This is a genomic window from Rhodococcus sp. NPDC058505 (assembly GCF_042720095.1).
Taxonomy (GTDB): domain Bacteria; phylum Actinomycetota; class Actinomycetes; order Mycobacteriales; family Mycobacteriaceae; genus Rhodococcus_G.
In genome coordinates this window covers 72,414-97,764 of record NZ_JBHXNB010000001.1, presented here as the reverse complement: position 1 = coordinate 97,764, position 25,351 = coordinate 72,414, and the positions used below count along the sequence as shown (strand labels likewise).

The following is a 25,351-nucleotide window of genomic DNA, read 5'->3' as shown; positions in this document are numbered from 1 at the left end:
TCACCGCACCCGGAACCGCTCGACGTCGGCGGTCCGCAGGGTGAGCCCGGTGCCGGGCGCAGCCGCATCCGGGGTGACCGCACCGCCCGACGGGTCGAGGACGCCGTCGAAGAACATCGATTCGAGCCGTACGTGATCGTGAAACCACTCCAGGTGCCGGATGTTTGGGGTCGCCGCGGCCACGTGAGCGTGCAGGTGCGGGGCACAGTGCGCCGACACCTGCAGCCCGTGGGCGGCCGCGATCGGTGCGACCCGGGTCCACCCGGTGATGCCCCCGCAACGCGACGCGTCGATCTGGAGACAGTCCACGGCCTCCGCCGCGCACAGCCGCAGGAAGTAGCCCGGATCACCGCCGTATTCGCCGGCGGTAACATCCGGGTGCACGGCGGCCCGGACCTGCCGCAGGCCAACGAGATCGTCGGAGCTGACCGGTTCCTCGAACCAGCTCACCCGCTGCTCGTCCGCGCGGCGGGCCACCCGAATCGCCTCCTTGCGCGAGTAGCCGCCGTTCGCGTCGACGTACAGCGCCGCGTCGTCGCCGATGATGCGCCGCGCCTGGGCGATCCGCGCGAGATCGCGGCCGGGCCGCGCCCCGGCCGCCTCACCGATCTTGATCTTGACCCGCGGGATTCCCTGCTCCCCGACCCACCCCAGCAGTTGGTCACGCAGGCGCGTCCGGTCGTAGTTGACGAAGCCGCCGCTGCCGTAAACCGGAACCGACTCGTGAATCCGGCCGAGCAACGAGCACAGCGGGACGTCGAGCATCCTCGCCTTCAGATCCCACACCGCCGCGTCCACCGCGGAGATCGCATACCCGACCGCCCCGGGCCGACCGTCGTTGCGGACCGCCCGCACCATCCGCTCGTACACCCCACCAACGGCGAGCGGATCGGCGCCGCGCACCAGCCCGGCGAGGGCCGAGTCGATGTACGCCGCGCACGCCGCGGGCCCATAGGTCCATCCCGTCCCGACGGTGCCCGCCGCCCGCACCTCCACCAGCACCATCGTGGTGCTGTCCCATTCGAGGGTGCCGTCGGCCTCCGGGGTCTCGGTCGGCACCGTGTACGCCGACGCCCGGACGCTGCCGATACGGTCACCCGTCGTCCGGTCCACGATCACCCCCTCGACGCGGCAGAAGCTCAGTGGCCTTCGCCTTGATCCCGATCTTCACCAGGTCCCACGCGTTCTCATCGCCCTGCAGGACCGCCGCCGCCGTCATCCGCGCCTGGTCGAGGGTCGCGTGCGGAGGAATCGGCGGCATGTGCGGCGAGCAGTGGACGTCGAGAACACTGGGCCGGTCCGCGCCGAGCGCCTGCTCGCAGGCCGCCCCGACCGAATCGGGGTCCTCCACGGTGATCCCGTTCAGGCCGAGTCCGGCGGCGAAGCCGGCGTAGTCCACATCGGGGAGGGCCTGCGATTCGACGAACTTCGGTGCACCGCTCATCGCCCGCATCTCCCACGTCACCTGGTTGAGATCGTCGTTATGTAGTACCGCAACGACCAGGCGGGGATCGCTCCACTCATGCCAGTACCGCTTGACGGTGATCAGTTCGGCGAGGCCGTTCATCTGCATCGCGCCGTCCCCGACGAACGCGACGACGGGCCGATCCGGTCTGCCGAACTTCGCACCGATCGCGTACGGCACCCCCGGCCCCATCGTGGCCAACGTGCCGGACAGGGATCCGCGCATCTCACCGCGCATCGTGATGTTGCGGGCATACCAGTTCGCCGACGACCCCGAGTCGGCGGTGACGATCGCGTCGGGGGGCAGCCGCCGGGAGAACTCGTCGAACAGCCGCATCGGGTTGACCGGCGGGGCGTCGAGCATCGCCTGCGCGTGCATCGTCTGCCACCACCGGTCGACGGCCGACTCGATGGACTCCCGCCAGGACCGGTCCGGCTGCCTGCGCAGCAGCGGAAGCAGCGCGCGGAGGGTCGCGCCTGCGTCCCCGACGAGGTTCACCTCGTACGGGTAGCGCATGCCGATCATCCGCGGATCGATGTCGATCTGCACCGCGCGCGCCTGCTCATAGCCGGGCAGGAACTGCGAGTACGGGAAGCTCGACCCGACCGTGAGCAGCACGTCGCAGCCCGCCATCATCTCGTAGCTGGGCCGGGTGCCGAGCAGACCGATGGAGCCGGTCACCCACGGTAGGTCGTCGGGCAGCACGTCCTTGCCCAGCAGCGCCTTCGCCACCCCCGCCCCGAGCAGCTCCGCGACCTCGGTGACCTCCGCGACCGCGCCGCGGGCGCCGGAACCGATCAGCATCGCCACCCGGGATCCGCTGTTCAGGACGTCCGCGGCGCGGCGAATCGCGTCGTCGCCGGGCCGTCCGGTCGCCTTCTCGAACCCGAGGCTGGAGGGGACCATCTTGAAAGCGTGTTCCGGCGGCGCATAGTCGAGGTCCTGCACGTCGGCGGGAACGATGACCGCGGTCGGTGCCCGCCGGGTCACCGCGGTCCGGATCGCCCGATCGAGAACGTTCGGCAGCTGCTCCGGGACGGTCACCATCTGCAGGTACTCGCTGGCGACATCCTTGTACAGGCTCATCAGGTCGACCTCCTGCTGATAGGAGCCGCCGAGGGCGCTGCGGTTCGTCTGCCCGACGATGGCGAGCACCGGGACGTGATCGAGCTTGGCGTCGTAGAGGCCGTTGAGCAGATGGATCGCCCCCGGTCCCGACGTCGCGAAGCACACCCCGAGCCTGCCGGTGAACTTGGCGTAGCCGACGGCCTCGAACGCCGACATCTCCTCGTGCCGGGACTGGACGAACCTCGGGTCGTTGTCGGCGCGCCCCCAGGCCGCGAGGATCCCGTTGATCCCGTCACCCGGATAGCTGAACGTGACCTCGACCCCCCATTCCCGCAGGCGTTCGAGAATGTAGTCAGAAACCTTGGTGCTGCTCATGAATCGTCCTCCTCGACGCATCCGTCGCCCTCCCCGCGAGGTACCCGCGCGGCGGTCGCGGTAAACGACGGGACCGTTTGCGCTCGCCCGGATCGTGGTACCCCATCCGCGGCGGACCGATACCTGCGGCGAGAGGATCCGAATCGAATGTCGCCCCTCTACCAGGCGCTGGAGGAGGCCCTCCGCGGGCGCATCGCGGGTGAGGTCCGGTTCGACCCGGGCAGCCGCGCGGCCTACTCGACCGACGCCTCGAACTATCGCCAGGTCCCGATCGGTGTTGTGGTGCCCCGCACCCCCGGCGACGCGGAGACGGCCGTCACGGTGTGCCGCGACCACGACGTGCCGGTGCTCTCCCGAGGCGGCGCCACCAGCCTGGCGGGGCAATGCTGCAACACCGCGGTGGTGCTGGACTGGACGAAGTACTGCACCCGCGTCGAGTCGGTCGACCCCGCGGCCGGGACGGTGCTGGTGCAGCCGGGCATCTCGCTGGACGGTCTCAACGACCGGCTCGCCGCCGACGGATGGATGGTCGGGCCGAAACCGTCGACTCACGTCAGCTGCACGATCGGCGGGATGATCGGCAACAATTCGTGCGGGTCGACCGCGCAGGCGTACGGGAAGATGGCCGACTCGGTGCGTCGGCTGGAGGTACTCACCTACGACGGGCTGCGGATGTGGGTCGGGGCCACCCCGGAGACCGAGGTCGACCGGGTCGCGGCCGCCGGGGGAGCCCGCGGCGACCTGTACCGGGGGTTGCGGCGGCTGCGCGACGAGTACGCCGACGACATCCGCCGCACCTACCCCGACATTCCGCGGCGGGTGTCCGGCTACAACCTCGATGCCCTGCTGCCGGAGAACGACTTTCATCTCGCACGGCTGCTGGTCGGCTCGGAGGGCACCCTGGTGACGGTGCTGCGGGCCGAACTTGAGCTGGTGCGGGTGCCGAACGCGCGGAGCCTCGTGCTGCTCGGGTTCGACGACATCTGCGCCGCCGCCGATGCGGTACCCGACGTCCTTGCCCACCGGCCGGCGGCGCTTGAGGGCATCGACCATCGGCTGGTCGCCCTCGAACACAGTCAGCGACTCGCGGAGGCGGCGCTGCGGGAACTACCCGACGGCAACGCCTGGCTGATGGTGCAGTTCACTGCGGACAGCAAGGACGCGTCCGACCGCGCCGCCCGGTCGATGATGTCGGATCTCGCATCCCGGTCCACCACGCCCGGCACCCTCCTCGACGACCCCGCACACGAGGACCAGGTGTGGGCGGCCCGTGAGGCCGGGCTCGGCGCGACCGCCTACCCGCCGGGGGAGCCGGAGACGCACGAGGGCTGGGAGGACGCGGCGGTGCCACCGCAGCGGCTCGGCGACTACCTCCGCGACTTCCGGGCGCTGCTCGACCGCTACGACTACGGAACCGCCTCGCTGTACGGGCATTTCGGGCACGGCTGCGTGCACACCCGGATCCCGTTCGACCTGCGCACCGCCGACGGTGTCGCCCGCTACCGCGCCTTCGCCGAGGACAGTGCCCGCCTCGTCGTCGATCACGGCGGCTCGCTGTCCGGCGAGCACGGTGATGGCCAGTCCCGCGCGGAACTGCTGCCGATCATGTTCGGTGATCGGCTCGTCCGGGCGTTCGGCGAGGTGAAGGCCGCGTTCGATCCACGAAACCGGATGAATCCCGGCAAGGTGGTGCACCCCTACCCGCTCGACGAGAACCTGCGGCAGGGCGCCGACTACCTGCCCGCCGAACCGGCAACCCGCTTCGCGTACCCCGACGACGAGCACCGATTCAGCCGCGCCGCCGCCCGCTGCGTCGGTGTCGGCGCGTGCCGCGGCACCGGATCCGGCGTGATGTGCCCGAGCTACCGGGCGACCGGCGAGGAGGAACACTCCACCCGCGGCCGGGCCCGTCTGCTGTTTGAAATGCTGCGGGGTGAGGTGATCACCGACGGCTGGCGGTCGACGGAGGTGCGGGACGCGCTCGACCTGTGCCTGGCCTGTAAGGGCTGTCTGAGCGACTGTCCCGTCAACGTCGACATGGCAACCTACAAGGCCGAATTCCTCGCCCACCATTACCGGCACCGGCTTCGCCCCCTTTCGCACTACGCGATGGGCTGGCTGCCGTTGCTGGCCAGGGCCGCGGCTGCGACGCCGGGAACCGTCAACGCGCTCACCGCCGCGCCCGGACTGTCCACCGCACTCAAGGCGGCGGCGGGTGTCGACCCCCGCCGCACCCTGCCGCGGTTCGCCACCGAACGCTTCACCGACTGGTACCGGCGCCGGCCGCCGCGGCGGACCCAGGCCGAGCGGGGGCGGGTCACGCTGTGGCCGGACACCTTCACCGACAACTTCGACCCGCAGATCGCCCGCGACGCCGTCACCGTGCTCGAGGCCGTCGGGTTCGACATCCACGTCCCGGAGCGGGTCGGCTGCTGCGGGCTCACCTGGATCTCCACCGGTCAGTTGACCACCGCCGTCCGTGTCCTGCGCCGCACCCTGAAGCTGTTGCGGCCGACGCTGCGGTCCGGCGATCCGGTGGTCGTGCTCGAACCGAGCTGCGCTGCGGTCTTCCGCAGCGACCTACCCAACCTGCTGTCCGGGAACGAGGACGCCCGCCGCCTCGCGGGGCAGACGGTGACCCTCGGGGAGCTGATCCGGGATCGGGCACCGGACTGGGAGCCACCGCACCTCGGTGGCAGCGCGCTGGTCCAACCGCACTGCCATCACCACGCGGTCCTCGACGTGCCGGCCGACCGCGACCTCCTCACCCGGGCGGGGGTGCACCCGGAGGTCCTCGACGCCGGATGCTGCGGATTGGCCGGGAACTTCGGCTTCGAACGCGGCCACTACGACATCTCCGTCGCCTGCGCCGAGGACACGCTCCTTCCCGCGGTGCGTGCCGCCGACCCGAGCACGCTGCTGGTCGCGGACGGATTCAGTTGCCGCACCCAGCTGCGTGACCTGCAGCCGGGATCGATGCCGCGGCACGGGGCGCAGGTCCTCGCCGCCGCCCTCACCCGCCGCCCCGTTGACGACGACCGAAGGGAGCGCTGAGGCACCGACACTGCAGGACACGAGGATCGCTTTTCTCGTCGCGGCGGACGGCGTGGAGCAGGTGGAGCTGACCTGACCATGGCGGGCCGTAGTCGACGCGCGGCGCGGCCCGTCCTCGTCGCCCGCGTCAGCTGAGGCCGACCACGACGTCGAGATCGACGTGCGCGCTGAGCTCGGCTCGTCGGTTCTCCACCGCCTGCCGCACGGTGGGGAAGCAGCGGAACCATCCCGCCATGCCCCCCGCCTCCATCGCGCGGTGCGTCGACCAACTGTCGGTGGCCAGCAGCAGCGCCACCCCGCCCCGGTCGGCGTGATGCTGGGCAGCGACGAGCGCCTGGACGCCCGAGATCGAAACGAAGCCGACCCGGGTGAGGTCGATGATCAGCGTGCGGCCCGCCTCGTCAATCGCCGCATCGACGCGCGCCTCGAACTCGGGAATCGCGGGCGCGTCGAGGTCCCCGGTGAGCGCCATCACCGTCGGCCCCGGCCCCCTGATTCGACACCGGCCCGGACCGTTGACCGATTCGACGAGGGGATGCTCGAGGCAATGAACGTGAACTCGCATGGTGGGGTCTCTCCCGTATCGGGTTTGCCAAGACCGCGGCCCCCGATCGGCAGCGCCTGTCGTTGCCTGGGGATTCTCGGGGGCAACCAACAGCAAGGTCTGGGCCGTCGGCGTCAGGGACCTCGGTTCCTTGCTTACCAGCGCAGCGGCCGAAATGCACGAACCGTGCGTCCAGTTCCCGTCCCGAACCGACGTCCGGGCCGCGCATGGCGCACGGCGTCAGCACACTTCGCGGGAGGCGTTTGGCGGGGAGAGGGGCGGCGACGGCGGGCTCACAGCGAACGCCAGGGAATCCTGCAGGGTCCGCGCCGCGGCGAGCCCGACCACCCGCGCCGGATCCCGGTGCTCACGCAGTGCCCGCCGCTGCCAGTCGGCGCCGTTGCCCGCGTCGAGCTGCCGGTGCAGCTGATCGCGAACCCAACCGTACTCACCGAGTTCCTCCAGCTCGTCCCGCACCAGACCGACCAGCCGGCCGAGCATCGCGATGGCGGACGCGGGGCGTCCGGCGCCGGGGTCGATCGCCGGGCCCGTGAGGCCGTCCCGGGCCGCGATCCAGGTTGCGGCGCGCAGCGTTTCGAGGGGCACCGCCGGGGCCGGGACACCCGCACCGACGGCGCGGGACGCCGCCATCACCAACGCCCGAATCATGGTGGCCAGCAACACCGTTTCGTCGACGGTGCCCTGCACGTCCGCGACCCGGATCTCGACGGTCGGCAGGTGGCAGGAGGGCCGAATGTCCCAGTACACCATCCGCTCGTCCATCAGCAGACCCGAATCAACCATCGTGTCCACCAGCGCGTTGTAGTGCTCGACGGACCGGAATAGCGGCGGCGGGCCCGACGCGGGCCAACGCGACCACAGGATGGATCGCCAACTCGCGTAGCCGCTGTCGAGGCCGCGATGCACCGAACTGTTCGCCGCCAACGCCAGGATCGTCGGCAGCCACGGCCGCACGTGATTGCACACCTGGACGGCGGTCTCCCGGTCCGGCACGTCGACGTGCACGTGACATCCACAGACACCCTGCTCAACGGCAAGGATGCCGAACCGGTCCTGCATGTTCCGGTAGCGCTCCGAACTGCTGATCGGCAGTCGCCACGGCCCAAGGATCGGGGCGCCGGTGGCGATCAGCCGACATCCCTCACGCAGCGCGACCGCCGCGACCTGCGACCGCAGCGCCAGCAACTGTTCACGCAGAACCCGACTGGTCCAGCACACCGGGGTGTTCGTCTCCACCTGGCACTGACTCAACTCCAGTTGCAGCGCCACCCCCTCGGCCCGCGCCGCCGCCGCGACCCGCTCGTTGCACAGCAACGGCTGCCCGGTCGCGGGATCGACGAGCAGGAACTCTTCCTCGACCCCAATCGAGGGGCGGCGCGGATCGTGGGGGTTCGCCGCGGCCGCGTCGGTCATGCCGAGCCACCGCCGAAGGCGATGTGCCCGCCGAGGGTGCCACTCACCCCGACGACGGCGAGTCCGGCGACGCTCCACGCCTGCGCCCGCGCCCCCGCCGAGCCGGAGCGCAGCAGGTAGGACCGCAGCATCGCCAGGGTCCCGAGCGTGTTGCCCGCCGCGTGCACGAGCCCGGCCCGGCGATCCCGCTCGTCACGGACCGACCAGTCGGCCCAGCCGGTCGCGACCGCAACCGGGACACAGACGAGGCCGAGCCCGATCAGTCGACGCGCCGCGTGGTGGTCCCGCAACACCATTTCCAGGACCACCGCCGCGGTCCAGGCGCCGACCGGCAACGCCACCACCGCCGGATGCACGGGGTGACCCACCCAACGCCCGCGCAGGACGGCCGCCGCCGCGGGGTTGCGGTCGGCCACCCTGGTGAGGCGGCGATGCAGGGGAACGGCGACCCGGTCGAGTCCGGTAGCGCGTTCGGGTGCTCTCAACAGTTCGTCGATGCTCATGCCCGGGAGGTACCCCGACACCGGAGCCGGAAAACCTCACCACCGTCCGGTCGTCGCGATCGGCCCCGGGACCGGCGGCGGCGCAGGGGGAATCGGATCGGGACCGGGCCCGGGGACCGGGGCGGGCCTCGGGGGCATCGGCCCCGGCGGATCGGGATCTGGTTCCGGACCGGGAATCGGCGCGGGCGGCACCGGCGGCGGGGGCGGCTGGGGCGGGGGCGGCTGCGACATCGTGCCGGGATCTGCTGGCCCATCGAATCTGCTCATGCCTGCAGTGATGCCCGCGGTCGGCCGACCCAAACATGTTTCCCGAGCCGACGGTCCGGGCATTCCGCCAGGACCGAACACCCCTACATTCCGATCAGGAGACGATCATGATCATCCTCGGGCTCATCCTGCTGATCGTCGGCTTCGTGTTCGACATCCCGATCCTGTGGACCATCGGGATCGTTCTCGTGGTGATCGGCCTCATCCTGTGGCTGCTGGGCAGGGCCGGTCACGCTGTCGGCGGCCGCGCCCACTACTACTGACCAAGGACCGCCGACCGAGCCGCGCCAGCAACGTCACGAACTCGGCTGGGGAACGGAACAATCCGCAATCTTCGGGTTCACCCCGACATAGTTCAGCGGTCCAGCGACCACGGTGAGGGCGATGGTCCCCGCGGTCGCGCAGTCGGTTGCGGCGTCATTGCTGTAGTAGCCGCGTTGCCCCGCCGCGACCGCGCCGATGACGAGCCAGATCAGCGCGATCAGGATGACGATCCTCATGGCTCCTCCACGTTCTCGTGGCCGAGCAGCATCGGTACGCGGGCCGAATCACGCCACGGTCGGCGGCGGCGGCCCGCCGCGGCGCAGCACGGCCTCCCACCACGGCGTCAGCGGGCTAGGATCCGGCCACACGACGACCGGATCATCGTCACCCGCCGCAGGCCTCGGCTGCGATGTCGGCGCCTGGCGGCCCTGACGGCCCCCGCGACGCCTCATCGGTCCTGCTCGGCGCGCTGCCGTGCCTCCTGTGCCCGTTCCTCCGCCCGGGCCTTCTCCGCCGCGGTTTCCTTCTCCGCAACCTCCCGCTGGGCATCGGCCTTGTCCTGCTGGGCCTGCCCCTCCCGGGTCATGTCATCGTTTCCGGTGACCGCGCCGAGCGCTTCCTTGGCCTTGCCCTTGACCCCCTCGACGACACCCTTCACGCCTTCCGCGGGTCCCGACCTGTTGTTGTCCGCCATCGTGGACACCTCCTGTGCTTCGTGTGGACCGGTACCGAACGAGACTTCCCCGGCGGCAGACCGGATAAACCCCGCGGACGACGACCGCCGTGTGCCGGGACGGCGTCCTGGGTAGTCACAGGGGAGCGGCACCGACACCGGCATCAGGGAGGTCACCATAGACGTCGGATACAAGCTGTTCGCTGAGGGCCACGCACCGCCGGAACTGGTGCGGCAGGCCATCCGCGCCGAGGACGCCGGCTTCGACTTCGTCGAGATCAGCGACCACTTCCACCCGTGGCTTGACGTCCACGGCCATTCCGGCTTCGCCTGGTCCATCCTCGCCGCCATCGGCGCCAGCACCGACCGCATCGGCCTGGCGACCGGGGTGACCTGCCCGTTCCTGCGCTACCACCCCGCGGTCATCGCGCAGGCCGCCGCGACAACGGCGGTCCTGACGGACGGCAGATTCGTGCTCGGTGTCGGGACCGGGGAACGCCTCAACGAACACGTCGTCGGCCGCGGCTGGCCGCCGATCGACGTCCGCCAGGACATGCTGCGGGAGTCCATCGAGATCATCCGGCTGCTGTGGTCGGGCGGCTTCCACTCCTACCGCGGACGATTCCTGAACCTGGACGACGGGCGCGTGTTCGACCTGCCCCCAACGCCGCCACCGATCGTGGTCGCGGCCGGCGGCGGGGGATCGGCACGCCTCGCCGCCTCGGCAGGCGACGGCCTGTTCACCACCGAACCCGACCCGGACCTGGTCGACGGCTACACCCGCGCAGGCGGAACCGGACCCCGGTACGCGGAGGTGTCCCTGTCCTGGGCGCCCACCGAATCCGGGGCAGCCGAATCCGCGCGCACCCTGTTCCGGTTCGGGGCGCTCGGCTGGCCCGTCCAGGCGGAACTGCCCACCCTGTCCGGCTTCGACTCCGCCTCCCGCTTCGTCACGGCCGACGACATGCGGTCCTCGTTCGGCTGCGGCCCCGACGTCGACGCCCATCTCGCCGCGGTCCGGCGCTACATCGACGCGGGATTCGACCACCTCGTGCTCACCAATGCGGGACCGGACCCCGACGGCTTCCTCGACTTCTACGCCCGCGAACTCGGACCGGCGATTCGCGAACTCGGCAGCTAACGCGGCAGGGGAGGGCACGGCGGTGGCATCGCGGCGAACGGCGAGAGCGGGACCGGTCGACCTGGGGCGCGCACCGTTCGCGCCCCAGGTGCTGCGGGAGTACGCGCTGCTCGCCGACGGCGAACGCGGCGTACTGATCGGGCCGCAGGGCGAGTGCGTGTGGATGTGCCTGCCGCGCTGGGAATCCGGCGCGGTGTTCGCGTCGCTGATCGGCGGCGCTGGCGGCTATGCGGTCACACCGCTGACCCGCTTCGTCTGGGGCGGCTGGTACGAGACCGGGTCGCTGATCTGGCACAGCCGCTGGGTGACCGACGAGGGCATCATCGAATGCCGCGAGGCGCTCGCCTACCCGGGGGACCCGCACACCGCCGTCCTGCTGCGCCGGGTGATCGCGGTACGCGGCGCCGCCCGGGTCCGGGCCACACTCGAGGTGCGCGCGGACTACGGGTCCCGCCGGATGTCCCGGGTGCAGGCAACGGACGGGGTGTGGACCGCCCACTCCGGCGCCGTGCACCTGCGGTGGACCGGCGCACCGCGCGCCACCCGCACGGGCACCGGCCCCCTCGACACCACGATCACCGTGCCGGAGGGCGCCGTGCACGACCTTGTCCTCGAACTGTCCGACCGCACCCTCGGGCCGCCGACCCCCGCCGACGAACTGTGGCAGCAGACCGAACACCAGTGGTCCCGGGTCGTTCCCGACGCAGCCGGGTCGATCGCCGCCCGCGACGCGCAGCACGCACACGCCGTGCTCCGCGGCCTCACCCCCGCCTCCGGCGGCACGGTCGCCGCGGCGACAATGTCGCTGCCGGAGCGGGCCGAGCAGGGCCGCAACTACGACTACCGGTACGCCTGGATCCGGGACGAGTGCTACGTGGGGCAGGCCGCGGCGGCATCCGGCGGCGACGCCCTCCTCGACCGCACCGTCGCGTTCGTCGCCGAACGCCTCCTCGCCGACGGCCCCCACCTGCAACCGGCATACACCGCCAGCGGCGCCCGCGTGCCGGACGAGACCGAACTCCCGCTGCCCGGCTACCCCGGCGGCGGCGCCCGCACCGGAAACTGGGTCAACGGGCAGTTCCAACTCGACACCTTCGGGGAGGCGTTGCTGCTGTTCGGCGCCGCCGGGAGACGCGACCGGCTCGACAGCACCCACCTGCGCGCCGTCGGGCAGGCCGTCACCGCGATCGAGCAGCGGTGGGCGCAACCCGACGCGGGCATCTGGGAACTCGGCGACGCGCGCTGGGCGCATTCACGCCTGATGTGCGCGGCGGGCCTGCGCGGGGTCGCGGGCATCGCGTCCCGCACCGACGCCAGCCGCTGGACCGCGCTCGCCGACGCGATCGTCGCCGATACCGCCGCGACGTGCACCCACCCCTCCGGCCGATGGCAGCGCGCGAACAACGACACCCGCGTCGACTGCGCACTGCTGCTGGCCGCGATCCGCGGCGCCGTCCCGGAGGACGATCCGCGCACCGTCGCCACCTACGAGGCGGTGCGCGCCGAACTCGGCAGCGACGGCTACGTGTACCGCTTCCGGCAGGACGCGCGCCCCCTCTCCGCCGCGGAGGGCGCGTTCCTGCTGTGCGGGTTCCTGATGGCCCTCGCCGCCCACCAGCAGGGACACCCGGTCGAGGCGATGCGCTGGTTTGAACGCAACCGCGCCGCCTGCGGCCCGCCCGGCCTGTTCACCGAGGAGTACGACGTGGACCAACGTCAGCTGCGCGGCAACCTGCCGCAGGCGTTCGTGCACGCCGCCCTGCTCGAATCGTCGGTGCGGCTCGCGCAGCCCTGGACGACGGTGCGGCACTGGCGATGACTCCGGCCGCCGAGGTGTGCCGCCCGCCCGCTACGGGTAGTCCCACCCCGTGCGACGAACCCAGGAGGAGGACGGCATGACCAGAACACGCACCGTCATCGGCGCCGTTGCCGCCGCCGCGATGGCAGCGGCGCTGAGCGCGGGATGCGATTCGGCGGACGGCCCGACCACGCCGGAGGCACCGGTGGTGACACCGGGACACGAGATGCACGACGGCGACGACGACATTCCACCCGGCGACCTCGACGACGACGGCCCGGCATCGACGACCGGCACCGTCCCCGCGGACCAGACCGTGTCCATCGAGAGCCACGCATTCGTGCCCCCCGTGCTCACCGTCCGCCCGGGCGGCGAGGTCACGGTCGGTAACCGGGACGACGTCGAGCATTCCGTCACCTCGGACACCGCCGGATACTTCGACGAGGACGTCGACGGCCGCTCCAACGCCGACTTCACCGCCCCATCGACACCGGGAAGCTACCCGTTCCACTGCACCTACCATCCGGAGATGCGGGGCACCCTGATCGTGCAGTGACACCGCTCGCGGCCGGTCCGCCAGGCAGTCAGGCGCCGGTGAACCGGTCCCACGCGCGGTGCCGGGACAGCGCGTCGGCGAACCGCTCCACCAACTCGGCCGGGAGTTCCTCGGCAGCAGCCCCGGAGGTCACCACGCCGTGCTCGGCGACGACCCCGACATCCTCGGCGAGCGGTTCGCTCACCTCCGCCCGGCGCAGCAGCTCCATCCCGGCCCCGAACGCCGCGATCGGCTTCGCGTGCAGGTACGCCTCGCGGACGAACCGCACCGCGTCCGGGTCGTCGACGAGTGTCGCCACCGCCGTCGGCCCGCACGGCGCGACCACCGCGTCATAGAGCACCGAGTTCATCGTCGCGATCGCACGGTCGGCGCGCAGCGCACCCCCGGACCCGCCAGCGAACTCCGCCTCGGCGGGTCCGAGCACCTCGGTGACCGCCCCCCCGGTCGTGCAGCGCCGCGCGCAGCGCCCGCACCCCGACCACGTCCACGCCGTCGGCGGCGAGAATCGCGACCCGCCTCGTCTCGATCCCGGCCGGCTCCTGCCCGGCCTGGGACAGCGCGGGGGAGCGGACGCTGGTGTCGAACAGCAGGTCGTGATCCGGTGCCGCGGACCCGATCAGCGGCGCGACCCGGGCCGCCAGATCGTGATCGATCAGGTTGAGTTCGGCGAGCACCGCCACCCGGACGTCGGCGTCCCGGACCTTGCCAAGCTCGAAGCCAAACGCCGACACGATGTGGTCGCGCTCCACCCCCGACATGCTGTTCCAGAACAGCCGCGGCTGACCGTAGTGGTCGCGGAACTTCTCGGCGCGCACCCGCAGCTTCGGGCCGTCGACGCGCGCACGGTAGTGGGTGAAGGCGCCGTCCGCCGCCAGCGCGGGGCATCCGCCGCCGAGCGTGTTCGTCGAGTAGGCGGTCCGCCCCATCGGGATCCGCTGCTGCCCGTACCCGTCCTGCTGATTGGTCACCACGTCCGCGACCGGGCGGTTCACCGGCAACTGCGCGAAGTTCGGGCCGCCGAGCCGGATCAGCTGAGTGTCGAGGTAGCTGAAGTTGCGGGCCTGCAGCAGCGGGTCGTCGGTGAAGTCGATGCCCGGCACGATGTTCGCGGTGTGAAAGGCGACCTGTTCGGTTTCGGCGAAGAAGTTGTCCGGGTTCCGGTCGAGGACCATCACCCCGACCGGCTGCACCCGCACCTCCTCCTCGGGGACGAGTTTCGTCGCATCGAGCAGGTCGAAGTCGAAGGTGTGCTCGTCCGCCTCCGGGATCAGCTGAACGCCGAGTTCCCACCGCGGATACCCACCCGCCTCGATGGCCTCCCACAGGTCGCGTCGGTTGAAATCCGGGTCGCGGCCCGCGATCTGCTGACACTCGTCCCAGACAAGCGAATGGGTTCCCAGCAGCGGCCGCCAGTGGAATTTGACGAAGGTGCCGCGACCGTCGGCGTCGACAAGGCGGAAGGTGTGTACCCCGAAGCCCTGCACCATCCGGTAGCTGCGCGGGATCGCCCGGTCCGACATCAGCCACATCACCGCGTGCAGCGTCTCGGGCTGGGCTCCGACGAAGTCCCAGAACGTGTCGTGCGCGGACTGCGCCTGCGGGATCTCGTTGTCCGGCTCGGGTTTCACCGCGTGGATCAGGTCGGGGAACTTGATGCCGTCCTGGATGAAGAAGACCGGAAAGTTGTTGCCCACCAGGTCGTGATTGCCCTGCCTGGTGTAGAACTTCGTCGCGAACCCGCGGACGTCCCGGACGGTGTCCGCGGAGCCCCGCGACCCGGCGACCGTGGAGAAGCGCACGAACACCGGCGTCCGCACGTCCGGGTCGGTGAGGAACTCGGCGCGCGTGTACTGGGCCAACCGGTCGTCGTACGGCGCGAAGTGCCCGTAGGCGCCCGCGCCACGGGCATGCACAACCCGCTCCGGTATCCGCTCATGAGCGAAATGGGTGAGCTTCTCGCGGAAGTGGAAGTCCTCCAACAGGGTCGGTCCCCGTTCACCCGCGGTGAGCGAATCATCCGTCTGGTCGACGAGGATCGCCTGCTGGGTGGTCAGCCGGGTGTCGCGGCGGTCCAGCCGTGACGGCTCGAGCTGTTCATTCTTCGGGTCGCGCACCGGATCCCGGTCGCGGGGCGATGTGTCCGCCATCGAGCGCACCTCCTGTGTGCTGTCGTGTGACAGCGGACATGCCCCACGGCCGGGCACCGCAAACCCGTCAGGACCGTCTGCGCAGCCACCACGGCCAGATCAACCCGACGAAGGCGAACAGCGACGCCACCGCAGCCCCCGCCACCACGCCCCACGCCACGTTCAGCACCACCCCGACGGTGAGGATCACCACGCAGGTCAGCGCGAGCCCGAGCAGCACCACCCCGGCGAGCGCGCATCGATGCGCTGCCGCGACCAGGGGTTGCAGCTTGTGCTGGCGGAACAGGATCCGGTGCATGCCGACCGGAGCGGCCAGCAGCACCGTCGATGCCACCGCCGACAGCACCGCCGCCAGGTACACGCCCCGCTCGAAGTCGGAGAGTCGGTCGAACGTGGATTGGAAGGGGAGGATCAGCAGGAATCCCGTCAGCAACTGCACCCCGGTCTGGGTGACCCGCAACTCCTGCAACAGGCTCGCCCAGTTCCGGTCGAGCTGCTCGGTGGGCGTCTCGTTCCGCGCCGCCCGATCCCAGCCGCCGTCCCGCTCGGGGTGATCGACCGGCGCGCCAGCCGCATCCGCGGACCCTGCACTCATCGCACTTCCCATCACACACCGGCCAGTGCCCGGTGTGGCTACCTGCCGATTACCCGCCCGCGCGGTCCCGCAAACCCGCATCGGGCGCGAACCCGGGCGGTGGGCCGGCCGGAACATCGCGGCGTCCAGAGACAACGCGCGACCCGGCCTGCGGGCCCGCCACCAATCATTCCGTCACAGTGACGTATTGCGTAGGGCCCGGGAGCCGAGGGGGAAGACCCGGGCCGGCGTCAGCGCAGCGGTTCGGCGACCAACCGGCCAGCAGCGCACCGATGCGACGGAACCAACCAAGACCCGGCGTCCACCGATACGCGCGACGCCGGACCGGCCGGCGCGGGACCCCGACGAACCCGGGCACGCCACCCAAGCGGCGACGCCGGACGACGCGCACGCAGACATGGATGCGGCGGACACGGACACGACAGCCGGATGCCGACGGGCCGAACACCCCGATTATCACCGCAGGTCGGCGCCCACCCGATAAGGAACATTATGTCAGATTGCGGGCGGAGGGGTGTCCCCGTGGAGGCCTGCACCCTCGGATCCCGAACCCGACCGGGCACCCGCACGTCCCGGCACACTCCGCCAGGACCGCGCGGCGGGCCCGCACCTCCGCTCGAGGCAGGCCGGCACGGGTTCGACGGTGACGATCCGGCGCGCGGGCGCGCAACTCGGATCAGCGCTGCGGCGCGCGATGGTCGGTTCGCGCGCACGTATCGACCCACGCGCCGTGTGGCACGCGCTCGCAAGGCGCTGCGGGCGCCGATCCTCCCCGACGGCGGCGCCGACCCCCTTCCCACTTTCATGGATAATTGCGGTTATCCACGAAAACCGTTGGAGCGCCCTGGAATCGCGCGCATGTTGTTGCCCCGCACGCAACCGCCGCGCACGCCGCCCTGCTCAACCGCACTCCCTGCCCGGACCCGCCCGGACCCTGTAGCAGATTGCTACACTGGAGCTCGGAGCGTGGCACATCGTCCCAAGGAGGAGCCATGACGAGCGTCGTCGACAAGGTGACCAGGTTTTCATCGGAACTCGTCGACGCGGCCGCGTCCGAGGGTGAGCGGGAGAACCGATCCGCGCGTCAACAGCTCGAACACTGGGCACGAGTGGGCCGCGAGGTGTCGAACCAGCGGCAGGTGGCCCGCCGCCGGGTCGAGGCCGCCCTCGCTGGCAGGCTGCCGCTGAGCGAACTGTCCGACGAGGAGGGCGTGGTCTTCAACGCCGAGGTCGCCGCGGCGCTCGAGGAATCGCTCGCCACCGGAAACCACGTCGCCGATCGCGCCGCGCAGGGCCGAGCCACGATCGCGCTCGACAACGAGGGCCGCGTCGTCAAACACCTGCCTGACGGCACCCAGATCATCCTGTGAGACGACTCGACCTCGTCGTCGGCCCCAACGGTGCGGGCAAGTCGACGTTCGTCGAGCAACGGCTCGCTCCCCTGCTCCCCGGCAGCGTCTTCGTCAACGCCGACGTCATCGCGAAACAGCGGTGGCCCGATAGCCCCGAGGAGCATTCGTACGAGGCCGCCCGGATTGCCGCGACCATCCGGGACACACTGATCGATCAGGGCGAGTCGTTCATCGCCGAGACCGTGTTCTCGCACCCGTCGAAACTGGACCTGATCGACCGGGCCCACCGCGGCGGGTACGTGCTTGCCCTGCACGTGGTCCTCGTCCCGGTCGACCTGTCCGTCGCCCGCGTCGCCGAGCGGGTCATCGAGGGTGGCCACCGGGTTCCCGAGGACAAGATCCGGGAACGCTTCGCTCGACTGTGGCCGCTGGTCGCCGACGCCATCGGCCGCGCCGATCACGCCACCGTGTACGACAACTCCGCCCCCGACCTCACCCGGATCGTGGCCCGCTACGTCGACGGCGACCCGGTCGGCGACACCGCCTGGCCCGCCTGGACACCGGCCGACCTGACCGGTTGACCAGCTCCGCCGTCGTCAACGTCCGGGTCCGCGGGGTGAATCAACGACACGGCCCTGAACACCGCCACCTCGTTCGTGGTGCCGTTCGACTACTCCCCCGATCCCGACCACGACCGACGCCGCGAGCAGTACGTGCGCCTTCGGCTCGCAACCCTCGCGGCCGAACGCGACGCACTGATCGGTGCCCGCTCACGCGGCGTGCACCGCTCGCAGACCCTTACCGCCGCGCAGCGGCGCCTCGACCTCAAGGAACCTCGCCTGCAGCTCGTCAGCGACAGGTCGGGTCACTGGGCCCACCCCACCCGTCAGGGTGGGGTGGGAACGCGAGGCGGAAGGTTCTACCGGAACCGACCCGATTGCCGATAAGCTGCGTTATGACATTATTGCCGGGGAGTCGGCCGCGTCATTCGTCGTCACCGCAGGTCAGAGCGCCCTTGCGCGGGCCGAGAGCGCCCGGTACTCGGCTCGACGGTGCGCGATGTGCGAGTCGACACGCATGTGGTCCCGCATCGTGGGGATCGCGATCGTGTCGTCGACGGCGATCCCCCGCCGGGCTAGCCATGCCTGCACCTCACCCCAGAGCCACGTCTGCCCGAGGGTGAGGTTGAACGGCAGCGGGAACGGATCGCCCTGGTGGCGTTGCCCGTTCACCCACAGCGCGACGGCCTGCCGGGTACAGCCGGCGCGCCGCGCGATCAGCCTGCGGTCCACGAGATCCGGCTGGGTGCGTTCGACGTCGACCCCCAGCTCGCTGAGCCGGACGACGAGGTCGATGCCTGCGGCGTACCCGCGGGTCCCCTCCCCCGTCGCGGTAACGACCTGCAACTGCCCATGATCGTCGATGCCGGCGCCCAGCCCGTCCCGCACCCGGTCCTCGACGTGCGGCGCGATCACCCCGGTGACAAACGAGTAGCGAAACCGGTGTGGGCCCTGATCCATTCGACGATCGTACTGTTGACGTCCGTCAACAGGGTCAGATCGGCGGCGGCACGATCCGGACACGGCGCGGGCGCGACGGCACCGAGAATCCGTTGCGCAGTGCCGCTTCCGCGAGCGGCACCGGATCGGGGTCGTGCGGCCAGTCCGCAGGCCCGAACAACCCGACGGCGTTCGCCGCACCACCCGTAGTGAACCGCCCCTCGTCACCCTACCGCCCCATCCGGCACAATCGAACACATGCCCGAATCTCTGCACGACTGGTTCGAGGAGTTCCTCGTCTACCGCAGCACGGCCAAGCCGTCGCCCAACACCCTGCGGGCCTATCGGCAGGACTTCCGGACGGTTGCCGACTCCCTCGCCACGGGTCGCGGCGTCCCGCCCGAGCGACTCACGCCCGCCGTCATCGACAAGGCGGCGATGCGGGTCGCCTTCGCCGACTACGCCGACAGTCGCCAGCCCGCGTCGATCCGGCGCTGCTGGTCGACCTGGAACATGCTGTGCGACTTCCTCTTCGCCGCCGACGTGATCGTCGCCAACCCGATGTCGTCGGTGCTGCGCCCCCGGGCGCCGAAGACGGTGCCGAAGGCCTTCCACGCGGACGCCGTCGAGCGGCTCGTCACCACACTGCAGGCACCCGACGAGGGCACCCGGGCATGGCCCGAGCGTGACCTGGCGCTGATCCTGACCGGGCTGCTGACGGGCCTGCGGTCAGCCGAGCTGATCGCCATCGACCTCGGAGATCTGCGGGACGCGGCGGACCGGGGAAAGGTCATCCACGTCCACGGCAAGGGCAACAAGCAGCGGGTGGTCACGGTCGAGCCGGTGGTCGTCGACGTGCTCGGCGACTACCTGGACAGCCGCGCCACCCGCTTCCCCGGCACCGCGCGCAGGCGTGCGGATGTCGGCCCGTGGGAGCGGTTCGCCGCAACGGACCCGATGTTCGTCGGCCGGGACGGCACCCGGATCACGCGGGGCACGCTCCAGTACCGCGTGGAGCGGGCGTACCGCCGAGCGGGCATCAACGGCGATCGCGCGAAGGGCGCCCTGGTGCACCAGCTCCGGCACACCTTCGCCACCGCCATGGCGGACCAGAACGTGAGCGTCTACACCCTGATGAGGATGCTCGGGCACGAATCCATGACCACGACCCAGCGGTACACGTCGGGTGCGGGCACCGAGGTGCGCGGCGCCGCCGCCCTCAACCCGGCGTACGACCTCGTGAGTCGGCGGGCCGGGAGGGGTGGCCCGGGGGCCTGATCAGGGCAGCGAGTTGAGGAACTCGAACATCGCGGGCTGGAAGTCCGGGTTGGCGTTGATGACGCCGGTGACCGCACCGACCGTGCCGCCGATCGCGGCGCCGAGGGGGCAGCCGACGAACAGGAACAGCACGCAGCCGACGACGAGGCCGATCGCGAGACCGGTATTGGCCTGCAACTGCCCGCCGTTGAGCCAGCCCTTCTCCCACTCGGTGACCATGTTCTGGTAGGCCGTCTGGCTGTAGGCGGGTTGGACGCTGACCGGGGGCAGCTGTGGGGTGAGGGTGAGCTCGCGGCCGCCCTGGCCGATGCTCGCCGCGATCGGCACGCGGGCATCGCCCATGCCGTAGGCGAGTGGGACGCTGGTGAGCGGGGTGCCCGCGTCGTTGACGACGTCGACGGCCGTTCCGCCTGCCGCGAGCCGGAAGGCTCCGGAGTCGAGAACCGTCGCGATCGAGCGACCGTCGGGCAGTACCGAGGTCTCGTAGCCGACGTCGGCGGCACCCTGCGTCGGGACCTCGCTGGCATAGGAGTTGCCAGCGCCGACACCCATCGCCGCAACCAGGGCCACGGACAGCACCGTGGCCTTCGTGAGTTTCATGGTGGGGCTCCTTCTCCGAGATCTCGGTGCCCTGCGCGGACACCGATGGCGGGAGACGGCCCGAACGGTTCGTAGGCCGTCAGGAACACCCACTAGAATAGAGGGCCAACGGCCTCGCGTCTGCCCTATTCGGGCAGGTAAAGCGCATTTTGACCGTGATGGACACCCTGACGGACACCGAAGGCGCCGGGCAGATGCCCGGCGCCTTCGGCGTGTGGTGCGACGGTCTAGATGACGCCCATGGCGAACATCGCGTCGGCGACCTTGACGAAGCCGGCGATGTTGGCGCCGAGGACGTAGTCCCCGGGCTTGCCGTACTCGGTGGCGGTGGTGACACACCGGTCGTGGATGTCGCGCATGATCATCGACAGCCGCTCGTCGGTGTACTCGAAGCTCCAGGAGTCGCGGGAGGCGTTCTGCTGCATCTCCAGCGCCGAGGTGGCGACGCCACCGGCGTTGGCGGCCTTGCCCGGGGCGAAGGCGACGCCCGCGTCCCGGAACAGGGCGATGCCCTGCGGGGTGGTGGGCATGTTGGCGCCCTCGGCGACAACCTTGACGCCGTTGGCGACCAGGGTCTTCGCGGCGGCTTCGTCGAGCTCGTTCTGGGTGGCGCAGGGCATCGCCACGTCACACGGGACGTCCCAGATGTTGCCGTCGGCGACGAACCGGGCGCCGGGGCGGGCGCCGGCGTACTCGCTGATCCGGCCGCGCCGGACCTCCTTGATCTCCTTGAGCAGCTCGAGGTCGATGCCGTTGTCGTCGACGATGTAGCCGGACGAGTCGGAGCAGGCGACGGCGGTGCCGCCGAGCTGGTGCACCTTCTCGATCGCGTAGATCGCGACGTTGCCGGATCCGGAGACCACGACGCGGCGGCCCTCGAGGCTGGTGCCCGCGGTCTTGAGCATCTCGGCGACGAAGTAGGCGCAGCCGTAGCCGGTGGCCTCCTTGCGGACCATCGAGCCGCCCCAGGTCAGCCCCTTGCCGGTGAGCACACCGGACTCGTAGGAGTTGTTGAGCCGCTTGTACTGGCCGAACAGGTAGCCGATCTCGCGGCCGCCGACGCCGATGTCACCGGCGGGGACGTCGGTGTACTCGCCGATGTGCCGCTGCAGCTCCGTCATGAACGACTGGCAGAAGCGCATGATCTCGCCCTCGGACCGGCCCTTGGGGTCGAAGTCGGAGCCGCCCTTGCCGCCGCCGATGGGCAGACCGGTGAGGGAGTTCTTGAAGATCTGCTCGAAGCCGAGGAACTTCACGATGCCGAGGTTGACGCTCGGGTGGAAGCGCAGGCCGCCCTTGTAGGGGCCGAGGGCGCTGTTGTACTGCACCCGGAAACCGCGGTTGACGTGCACCTGGCCGTTGTCGTCCTGCCACGGCACACGGAAAATGATCTGCCGCTCGGGCTCGCAGAGGCGCTCGATCAGCGCGCCGTCGGCGTAGTTGGGGTGCCGTTCGAGCACAACGGTGAGCGACTCGAAGACCTCGGCGACGGCCTGATGGAACTCCGGCTCGCCTGCGTTGCGGCGCACGACCTGCTCAAAGTACTGGTCGACACGCTCACGGACCTGCCCACTCACAGACAGTCCTCCTCACTGTTCGGTTTGGATCACATGTCCGCACCCGGTCGGCGACCACGCTGTCGGCAACCCACTTCCGCACCGGTCGGCGACCACGCTGTCGACAACCACATTTCCGCACAGAAGACACGGATATTCATGTAAAGGTAAGCACAACTTCTCCTCACAGCCCTAACCCGGCCGACGTGATATTCCCCCGGTGTGAGATTCGGATCATCTTGTCGATCCCCACGACACGCCGTCGAGGAATCTGCTCGTCCGGCCATGTTCGCCGTCCGGTACTAGCGTGAGCACCGTCGTCGACATCTGCGCGAGGAGTGTGGACATGAGCGTCAAGACGGTGGGGTCTCCCCGGCACCGGGTGGTGGTCATCGGCTCGGGATTCGGCGGGCTGTTCGCCACCCAGGCACTCAAGCGGGACGACGTCGACATCACCCTAATCGCCCGCACCACCCATCACCTGTTCCAGCCGCTGCTGTACCAGGTGGCGACCGGCATCCTCTCGGTCGGCGACATCGCCCCGGCAACCCGGCTGGTGCTGCGCAAGCAGCGCAACGTGGAGGTGCTGCTCGGCGACGTGGAGACGATCGACCTGGACGCGGGCACCGTCTCGTCCCGGCTGCTCGACCGCACGACGGTCAGCGAGTTCGACAGCCTGATCGTTGCCGCGGGCGCAGGCCAGTCGTACTTCGGCAACGACGGCTTCGCCCGGTTCGCCCCCGGCATGAAGACCATCGACGACGCGCTGGAGCTGCGCGGGCGCATCCTCGGCGCGTTCGAGGAGGCCGAGCTGTCCGACGATCCCGAGGAGCGCGCACGCCTGCTGACCTTCGTGGTGGTCGGCGCAGGACCGACCGGGGTGGAACTGGCCGGTCAGATCGCCGAGATGGCACACCGGACCCTCAAGGGCGCGTTCCGCAAGATCGATCCGCGCGACGCACGGGTGATCCTCCTCGACGGCGCCCCGGTGGTGCTGCCCGTCTACGGCGGCAAGCTCAGCGCCAACGCGGCGGCCCGGCTCGAGAAGCTGGGCGTCGAGATTCAGCCGAACGCGATGGTCGTCGACGTCGACGCGGGCGGCCTGGTCGTCCGGGACAAGGACGGCACCGAACGCCGGGTCGACGCGCAGTGCAAGGTGTGGTCGGCCGGGGTGCAGGCCAGCCCGCTCGGCAAGCAGCTCGCCGAGCAGTCCGGCGCCGAGATCGACCGGGCCGGACGCGTCCATGTCAACCCGGACCTGTCACTGCCCGGGCACCCGAACGTCTACGTCATCGGCGACATGATGGCGCTCGACAACCTGCCCGGCCTCGCCCAGGTCGCGATGCAGGGCGGCAAGCACGCGGCGAGGCAGATCCGGGGCACGGTCGCCGGGGAGCCCGAGGGTGCGCGGCGCCCATTCAAGTACTTCGACAAGGGATCGATGGCGACGATCTCCCGGTTCAGCGCGGTGGCGAAGATCGGCAAGCTCGAGATCACCGGCTTCATCGGCTGGATCGCGTGGCTGGTCGTCCACCTGATGTACCTGATCGGGTTCCGCAGCAAGTTCTCCACGGTGCTGTCGTGGATGGTGTCGTTCCTCGGGCGGGGGCGCGCGCAGATGGCGTCCACCGAACAGCAGGTGTTCGCGCGGCTGGCGATCGAGCACGTCCAGAACCACGAGCGGAACCTCGCCGCGGGCCTGATGGGAGATCCGGCGGCGGTGGCAACCGGAGAGGAACGCGAGGCGGGCTAGCTGTCCCCAAGCCGGGCGGTGTCCTCGACGTTCGCCAACCGCACCTGCCCGCGCGCAACGAGCCGATCCGCGGCGTCCACGATCTGTACCTGCCACAGCTGCTGGGTGCGTCCCCGATGGATCGGCGTCGCGGTGGCGGTGAGGATGCCGCTGCGGGTGGCGCGGAGGAAGTCGGTGTTGTTGTTCACGCCGACGACGTGCCCGCGGTCGCCGAACCAGACGCTGCCGCCGATGCTGGCGAGGGTCTCGATGACGGTGCAGTGGACGCCGCCGTTGACGATGCCCGCCGGCTGGAATAGGTGCGGGCCGACCTCCCAGTGCGCGTTCACCCGGTCGGCGCTGACCTCGGTGAACTCGAGGCCGATCGACTCGGCGAATCCCCGGTTGAGGAAGGTGGCCGCCTCGGCGAGGCTACGTCCGTCGAGCGCGTCCGCCATCGTGAACGTCGAGGCGGCCTGCGCGGTGGTCGGTTCACTCATGTGCACTCCCTGGGTCCCTGCGCCGCGCTCGTCGCGACGAGTCCGATTCCTGCAGTCAAGCACGCCGACGTCAGCGGTGTCAGTTTCAGAAGTCGAGTGCACGACGACCTGGTCCAACGGGTTGATGTGATGAGGTCTTCTGATCTGCTGAGGTCAGAAGTCGAGTGCACTATCGTCGGGCTGTGCGCTGGGCACACCGGCGGTGGTACTGGTGACCTTGGACGGTGGAGCGGTCACCGAGTCCGGTGTGTTGACGGCGTCGGACGCCGAGCGGTCGCTGGCGCGGGAACGATTCGCGGTGATCGCACCGCTCGCGGCCGCAGACTCGGTGGGCACGGTCGCCCCCGACGAGACGGCGGCCCGGCTAGGGATTTCGCGTCGTCACGTCTACACACGGATCGGCCGGTGCCAGCAGGGGTCGGGAGTGGTGACTGATCTGCTGTCGGGACGGTCGGAGGGCGGCCGTGGCCGACGCAGGTTTCCGGTGAGGTCGAGGACCTGATCGCAGAGCTGGTGCGGAAGTCGTACCTGAAGAGGCAGAAACCCGTTTGGCGGTGGTGTACCGGCAAATCATCAGGGCGTGCCGACTTCAAGGCGTTCGAGTGCCAGCGCGCAACACGGTCGCCGCCCGCATCGCGGCACTGCATCCGGGGCAGGTGGCGCGCAGCCAGCACGGTCCGATGCGGCGCGCGCCGTGCAGGCCGCCGGTGGCGCACCCCCGGTGGTGGACGAGTTGCTCGAACGGGTCCAGATCGACCACACGGTGGTCGATCTGATGGTCGTCGAGAGCGCGACCAGCAGCCGATCGGCCGGCCCTATCTGACCGTCGCGATCGACATGCACAGTCGGTGCCTGGTCGGGATGGTGCTCACGCTGGAGGCGCCGTCCGCGGTGTCGCAAACCGCGGCATCTGTACCTGGACAACGCCTCCGAGTTCAAGAGCGATGCCC

The 25,351-nt window shown here is 70.4% G+C and carries 21 protein-coding genes and 1 pseudogene; 9 read left to right on the top strand and 13 right to left on the bottom strand.

The genetic code is table 11. The features are described 5' to 3' along the window. Nucleotides 1-1,113 (bottom strand): enolase C-terminal domain-like protein, encoded by a 1,113-nt coding sequence (locus ACFWPA_RS00445; RefSeq protein ID WP_378507189.1) that lies wholly within the window; start codon nt 1,111-1,113, stop codon nt 1-3. Further along, nucleotides 1,094-2,908 (bottom strand): thiamine pyrophosphate-requiring protein, encoded by a 1,815-nt coding sequence (locus tag ACFWPA_RS00440; protein ID WP_378507190.1) that lies wholly within the window; start codon nt 2,906-2,908, stop codon nt 1,094-1,096. The genes ACFWPA_RS00445 and ACFWPA_RS00440 overlap by 20 nt, the downstream gene beginning before the upstream one ends. 147 nt (nt 2,909-3,055) lie before the next feature. Between ACFWPA_RS00440 and ACFWPA_RS00435 the strand changes: the two genes are divergently transcribed. Next, nucleotides 3,056-5,962 carry an FAD-binding and (Fe-S)-binding domain-containing protein gene (locus ACFWPA_RS00435; protein ID WP_378569373.1) on the top strand — a complete coding sequence of 969 codons (2,907 nt, stop codon included), beginning with the start codon at nt 3,056-3,058 and terminating at the stop codon, nt 5,960-5,962. Between the two features lie 127 nt (nt 5,963-6,089). On the opposite strand, the gene ACFWPA_RS00430 is transcribed toward ACFWPA_RS00435, so the two are convergent. The 3 genes from ACFWPA_RS00430 to ACFWPA_RS00420 all read right to left on the bottom strand — a co-directional run bounded on the left by ACFWPA_RS00430 (nt 6,090) and on the right by ACFWPA_RS00420 (nt 8,443). Continuing rightward, a complete protein-coding gene (locus tag ACFWPA_RS00430) occupies nt 6,090-6,527 on the bottom strand; it encodes an STAS domain-containing protein (protein WP_378507192.1) in 438 nt (145 codons plus the stop codon). Nucleotides 6,528-6,746: 219 nt separating this feature from the next. After that, nucleotides 6,747-7,940, bottom strand: a complete 1,194-nt coding sequence (locus tag ACFWPA_RS00425) for a glutamate--cysteine ligase (protein WP_378507193.1) — start codon at nt 7,938-7,940, stop codon at nt 6,747-6,749. Next, nucleotides 7,937-8,443, bottom strand: coding sequence for a DUF2231 domain-containing protein (locus ACFWPA_RS00420; protein WP_378507194.1), 507 nt, complete (start codon nt 8,441-8,443; stop codon nt 7,937-7,939). Before ACFWPA_RS00420 ends, ACFWPA_RS00425 begins: the two co-directional genes overlap by 4 nt. A 374-nt stretch (nt 8,444-8,817) precedes the next feature. On the opposite strand from ACFWPA_RS00420, the gene ACFWPA_RS00415 reads away from it, so the two are divergent. Beyond that, nucleotides 8,818-8,973: a DUF6131 family protein gene (locus ACFWPA_RS00415; RefSeq protein WP_378507195.1), complete on the top strand. Its 156-nt coding sequence runs from the start codon at nt 8,818-8,820 to the stop codon at nt 8,971-8,973. Between the two features lie 33 nt (nt 8,974-9,006). Here ACFWPA_RS00415 and ACFWPA_RS00410 read toward each other — a convergent pair whose 3' ends face one another. Both ACFWPA_RS00410 and ACFWPA_RS00405 read right to left on the bottom strand, forming a co-directional pair. Next, entirely contained in the window at nt 9,007-9,210 is a 204-nt protein-coding gene (locus ACFWPA_RS00410; RefSeq protein WP_378507196.1) for a hypothetical protein, read from the bottom strand. A gap of 212 nt (nt 9,211-9,422) precedes the next feature. After that, entirely contained in the window at nt 9,423-9,668 is a 246-nt protein-coding gene (locus ACFWPA_RS00405) for a CsbD family protein (RefSeq protein ID WP_378507197.1), read from the bottom strand. Between the two features lie 157 nt (nt 9,669-9,825). On the opposite strand from ACFWPA_RS00405, the gene ACFWPA_RS00400 reads away from it, so the two are divergent. From ACFWPA_RS00400 to ACFWPA_RS00390, 3 genes are all read left to right on the top strand, one after another. Then, nucleotides 9,826-10,788 (top strand): TIGR03557 family F420-dependent LLM class oxidoreductase, encoded by a 963-nt coding sequence (locus tag ACFWPA_RS00400; protein ID WP_378507198.1) that lies wholly within the window; start codon nt 9,826-9,828, stop codon nt 10,786-10,788. Between the two features lie 22 nt (nt 10,789-10,810). After that, nucleotides 10,811-12,607, top strand: a complete 1,797-nt coding sequence (locus tag ACFWPA_RS00395) for a glycoside hydrolase family 15 protein (protein ID WP_378569371.1) — start codon at nt 10,811-10,813, stop codon at nt 12,605-12,607. 76 nt (nt 12,608-12,683) lie between these two features. Next, nucleotides 12,684-13,142, top strand: a complete 459-nt coding sequence (locus tag ACFWPA_RS00390) for a cupredoxin domain-containing protein (RefSeq protein WP_378507200.1) — start codon at nt 12,684-12,686, stop codon at nt 13,140-13,142. Between the two features lie 28 nt (nt 13,143-13,170). Here ACFWPA_RS00390 and ACFWPA_RS00385 read toward each other — a convergent pair. Continuing rightward, a pseudogene (locus ACFWPA_RS00385) lies at nt 13,171-15,289 on the bottom strand (catalase). Nucleotides 15,290-15,356: 67 nt separating this feature from the next. Further along, nucleotides 15,357-15,884 carry a DUF6328 family protein gene (locus ACFWPA_RS00380; RefSeq protein WP_378507202.1) on the bottom strand — a complete coding sequence of 176 codons (528 nt, stop codon included), beginning with the start codon at nt 15,882-15,884 and terminating at the stop codon, nt 15,357-15,359. A gap of 992 nt (nt 15,885-16,876) precedes the next feature. Between ACFWPA_RS00380 and ACFWPA_RS00375 the strand changes: the two genes are divergently transcribed. Then, nucleotides 16,877-17,254, top strand: a complete 378-nt coding sequence (locus tag ACFWPA_RS00375; RefSeq protein WP_378507203.1) for a hypothetical protein — start codon at nt 16,877-16,879, stop codon at nt 17,252-17,254. Then, entirely contained in the window at nt 17,251-17,817 is a 567-nt protein-coding gene (locus tag ACFWPA_RS00370) for a zeta toxin family protein (RefSeq protein WP_378507204.1), read from the top strand. Before ACFWPA_RS00375 ends, ACFWPA_RS00370 begins: the two co-directional genes overlap by 4 nt. Before the next feature lie 423 nt (nt 17,818-18,240). On the opposite strand, the gene ACFWPA_RS00365 is transcribed toward ACFWPA_RS00370, so the two are convergent. Further along, nucleotides 18,241-18,756 carry a hypothetical protein gene (locus tag ACFWPA_RS00365; protein ID WP_378507205.1) on the bottom strand — a complete coding sequence of 172 codons (516 nt, stop codon included), beginning with the start codon at nt 18,754-18,756 and terminating at the stop codon, nt 18,241-18,243. 237 nt (nt 18,757-18,993) lie between these two features. Here ACFWPA_RS00365 and ACFWPA_RS00360 point away from each other — a divergent pair, with 237 nt between their 5' ends. Continuing rightward, nucleotides 18,994-20,013 (top strand): tyrosine-type recombinase/integrase, encoded by a 1,020-nt coding sequence (locus ACFWPA_RS00360; RefSeq protein WP_378507206.1) that lies wholly within the window; start codon nt 18,994-18,996, stop codon nt 20,011-20,013. On the opposite strand, the gene ACFWPA_RS00355 is transcribed toward ACFWPA_RS00360, so the two are convergent. Next, nucleotides 20,014-20,613 carry a hypothetical protein gene (locus ACFWPA_RS00355; RefSeq protein ID WP_378507207.1) on the bottom strand — a complete coding sequence of 200 codons (600 nt, stop codon included), beginning with the start codon at nt 20,611-20,613 and terminating at the stop codon, nt 20,014-20,016. Between the two features lie 227 nt (nt 20,614-20,840). After that, on the bottom strand, nt 20,841-22,190 hold the full coding sequence (gdhA, locus tag ACFWPA_RS00350; protein WP_378507208.1) for an NADP-specific glutamate dehydrogenase: 1,350 nt from the start codon (nt 22,188-22,190) through the stop codon (nt 20,841-20,843). A 325-nt stretch (nt 22,191-22,515) separates the two neighbouring features. Here gdhA and ACFWPA_RS00345 point away from each other — a divergent pair, with 325 nt between their 5' ends. After that, a complete protein-coding gene (locus ACFWPA_RS00345; protein WP_378507209.1) occupies nt 22,516-23,922 on the top strand; it encodes an NAD(P)/FAD-dependent oxidoreductase in 1,407 nt (468 codons plus the stop codon). Here the strand turns inward: ACFWPA_RS00345 and ACFWPA_RS00340 are convergent. Further along, on the bottom strand, nt 23,919-24,401 hold the full coding sequence (locus tag ACFWPA_RS00340) for a PaaI family thioesterase (protein ID WP_378507210.1): 483 nt from the start codon (nt 24,399-24,401) through the stop codon (nt 23,919-23,921). The two genes, ACFWPA_RS00345 and ACFWPA_RS00340, sit on opposite strands and share 4 nt — an antisense overlap. Nucleotides 24,402-25,351: the final 950 nt, after the last annotated feature.